This is a genomic window from Halorubrum sp. Ea8, assembly GCF_002252925.1.
Classification (GTDB): domain Archaea; phylum Halobacteriota; class Halobacteria; order Halobacteriales; family Haloferacaceae; genus Halorubrum.
Window position 1 is genome coordinate 1 of sequence record NZ_NHPF01000102.1, and the last position, 3,385, is coordinate 3,385.

Consider the following 3,385-nt stretch of genomic DNA (forward strand, 5'->3'; position numbering starts at 1 on the left):
GTTTTCCGCAGATACTACTAGTACATACTACAAGTTATGATTGGCCGAAGCGGCAAAAGTGACAACGTATTATTATTTCACATACTATTTTGAGTAAGGAGATCCTGCAGCACTTGGTGTTAGTTTATTGAATTATTTTTTGAGAGTCTACTTTTTGTCGTCCGGTGGATGTCAATTCGTACAACCCACTGTTCGGTGCTGGTCCAACTCGTTTGACATAGCCTTCTCGAGCTAATACCGAGAGGCGTGTATTGATATATGGACGATTCCGGTCGAGAATGGCAGCGACATTGATCGCGTTGTTTCGTCCTTCTGTAACGAGCACCTCTAGAATTTGACGGTCGGTCGATGTGATGGATGACATAATATTCTCTTTGTCAATTACTTCGCTGACTACCGATCAGTATTTTCTGTTGGTATATTGTTATACGCTGTACAATGAGTGAGGAGGTATACTCTTTGGCGACAGACTGCTTGTTAGGATCGGATTTCTTCCAACCGTTCACAAACTTATTGTCCCCGCCCAGAATGATATCAGTCTTCGCTGGTTAACCTATCTTCAATGAACGTTTCAAAGTCGGTGCTATCATCTTCATAGACGTCTTGATGCTCGGCAACTAGTTGTCCCTTCTCTGTAATGGCGTAGAGCCCACTGTTTGGTGCAGGCCCAACCCGCTTGAGAAGTCCAAAATCTGCCAAAACAGGAAGCCGAGTGTTAATATACGACCGATTCCGGTCAATCTCAGCAGCAATATTAATAGCATTATTTCGTTTCTCATCACTGAGCGCACGAAGTATTTCGAAATCAGTGGGAACCGTTAGCCGCATTACCGACAAACTATCGGCATCCAATATAGGTCTGATCCTTATTTCGCTATCAGGATCGGATAATGAAGCAGAGTACTATTCTAATTCTTGGACGATATCACGTGCGGCTTTTAGATCTTCGAGAGCGCGTTTTTGACTAGTAATTGCCTCATCGAGGCAGACTTCAATCTCTTTTTTATTTAAATCGAATTTTTCGTGTGTAACGTACAATAGATACTGTTCGAGACTCGCATTAGTGTGAGTCTGAGCATTCATCATCGACTTGATTACTGCCCATCTCAAACTAGGTGGCACCTCTGTTGAGCCCGCCATTTTTATTTCATCTCCACTCTCGACAGTTCCATCCATTTAATTGAACATCTCATTGTAATTACTTCATCTTATTAGTATGAGTGCTTGGGAGCAAAAACCTCCGACTAGTATTTTCAACAACAATTTCAATTAATTGCTCTATTCATTGTTTTGTTTATTAATGTGTTGTTCATTCTGATTTTTGTTTTGGTAGATTTTCGGGGTCGGATTGTGTACGCTGTCGTAGCTTCAGTTAGTTAGTTGTCACAAAGTGAAGAAGTGGGGCTACTTTCTCAGAGAGCGAATTTTTTGGTCTCCTTCATTGATTCCATCACATACTGTTGCTATGTACTATCACTTATTTCTTTCTCTAGTATCATATTAGTAATGTTATCTGCGGTCTTTCGCTGACAAGCGAGCTCGTCCCATTAATTTATTTGCTTTTGGTACATACTATTGGTATGTCACGATTCTTGAAGCTAGCTGACATCATAACAATCCGAAGTTGGAAAGATCGAACTAGTAAGAACTTGGGAATTATCTCAGATAACCATGCAGTTACCCCGCTTGTTGGCTACGCATTTATTATTCTCACGACGGTTATTCTCTCATCTATTATTGCTACACTCTTTTTCTAACACGCTCTCCGTAACCATAATCGAGTTATTATACAACCCGACTAGAAATTGGCTCACAGCTCGCTATGATCCCCAACTGACGAAGTCAAACCCTTCCTATTTAATCGGATTGTCTGTAAGATCCGATTATGATCCGGCTCGATGACTCTGGGGACGTCGTCAAGTGTTGGCTTTCACCCGATGAGCTCGATCGTCTCGAGCGCGTTGCTGGTGAGAACGGATGGCATCGAGAGATCGCGATGCAGCTGATGGGCCGGTGTGGGCTTCGAGCAGATGAGGTCTCGTATCCGAGTAGTGATGACCTTCGGTGGTCTGATGATGGAGAGATCTGGCTGTTCGAAGTGCGGGGAAAGAACACGAAAGGCGGTGGGCAAACAGTTCGTGATGCCTGGATGCCTGAGGATGTCGCCGATGATCTCCACAAATACACGCGCGAGCAGGATCTTTCAGGGTCTGACCCCTGGGTTGACGCCTCGACATCGTCCGTCCGGCGGTGGGTGAAAGAGGCTGCACACCAGATTTCCGATAAGACCGACACCGACCGTTGGCATCATGTGTCATCGCATGATCTCCGGCGCAGCTGGGCGACATACCATCTTGTTGAGCGGCAGGTTGACGTTCGGACAATGATGTCGCTTGGTGGGTGGAGCGATTACTCTGCGATTGAACCGTATCTTACTGAGCCAACGGAAGGGCGTATTGGTGAGGCGATGAGAGCGTAAACACCGCCAACAACTGCTTAATATGGCTCAGCTAGCCACTATCGGTCTGCTCTGAGAGCCGATCTTCGACGAACGATTCAAAGTTATCAACCGTATCGTTGATATATTTCTGTTTGTGTTCAACCGCAACCTCGCCTTTCTCTGTGATTTGATAGAGGCCACTCCGCTCCTTTGGGCCAACACGCTGCACAAGATCTCTACTCAGTAGGTAGCTAAACCGGTTGTTGATATACCCACGGTTCGCGTCGATCTCGAGCGCGATGTTCGCCGCGATGTTGCGCTCGCCGTCGGCAAGAGCCTCTAATATCTTAAAATCGGTTTTGTTGATGCGATCCATCGATTGCGTCTTTGTCGTGTGTTCTCGTTGGGGTGTGGCGGTCGTTTGTGAGTGCTCGGATTCGGGTGTCAGCTGCCACCCACCACGGCTCAAACCGAAGCCGGAGACGGTGAGTGCTTACTGGCGGCGGGTCAGGAGCCCGGTTGCCAGCAGCAGCGCAAGCAGCGTGACGATAACACTGAAGCCGGGTGTGCTATCGTCAGTACCGTCGTCACCGGTCGAACCGTCACCGGACGAGCTGTCACCGGACGAACCGTCATCAGTCGAACCGTCATCGGATGAACCGTCACCGGATGAACCGTCACCGGACGAACCGTCACCGGATGAACCGTCACCGGACGAACCGTCACCGGACGAACCGTCATCAGTNNCGTCGGGATCTCTCCTTCTGCGACTACAACACCATCAAGACGGAGCTCAAGCGGCGTCGATCCCTTGGGGCCACCCACGTTTTCGACGATCACCGTCACGTCGACCGTCTCGCCCTGCTCGACGGTTACATCGCCCGGCTCGAGGGAGGTAATCTCGAAGTCGGAGGTATCGACTGTGGTTGCGGATCCGCTACCGCT

6 protein-coding genes are annotated in these 3,385 nt (G+C 48.0%); 1 reads left to right on the forward strand and 5 read right to left on the reverse strand.

What is annotated here, in order from left to right:
• Positions 1–124: 124 nt before the first annotated feature.
• The 3 genes from DJ74_RS18770 to DJ74_RS18775 form a co-directional block, all read right to left on the reverse strand.
• Positions 125–364, reverse strand: a complete 240-nt coding sequence (locus tag DJ74_RS18770) for a winged helix-turn-helix domain-containing protein (RefSeq protein ID WP_141212514.1) — start codon at positions 362–364, stop codon at positions 125–127.
• 170 nt (positions 365–534) lie between these two features.
• Positions 535–828, reverse strand: a complete 294-nt coding sequence (locus DJ74_RS11565; protein WP_094527341.1) for a phage repressor protein — start codon at positions 826–828, stop codon at positions 535–537.
• A 75-nt stretch (positions 829–903) separates the two neighbouring features.
• Positions 904–1,176: a hypothetical protein gene (locus DJ74_RS18775; protein ID WP_141212702.1), complete on the reverse strand. Its 273-nt coding sequence runs from the start codon at positions 1,174–1,176 to the stop codon at positions 904–906.
• Between the two features lie 709 nt (positions 1,177–1,885).
• Here DJ74_RS18775 and DJ74_RS11570 point away from each other — a divergent pair.
• Positions 1,886–2,479, forward strand: a complete 594-nt coding sequence (locus DJ74_RS11570; protein WP_094527342.1) for a site-specific integrase — start codon at positions 1,886–1,888, stop codon at positions 2,477–2,479.
• A 31-nt stretch (positions 2,480–2,510) separates the two neighbouring features.
• Here the strand turns inward: DJ74_RS11570 and DJ74_RS11575 are convergent, their stop codons facing one another.
• The gene (locus tag DJ74_RS11575; protein WP_094527343.1) at positions 2,511–2,816 is read right to left on the reverse strand and encodes a hypothetical protein; all 306 of its coding nucleotides are present in this window, start codon (positions 2,814–2,816) and stop codon (positions 2,511–2,513) included.
• Between the two features lie 117 nt (positions 2,817–2,933).
• Complete coding sequence (locus DJ74_RS20035; RefSeq protein WP_394338315.1) at positions 2,934–2,990, reverse strand: hypothetical protein; 57 nt, start codon at positions 2,988–2,990, stop codon at positions 2,934–2,936.
• Positions 2,991–3,385 lie beyond the last annotated feature (395 nt).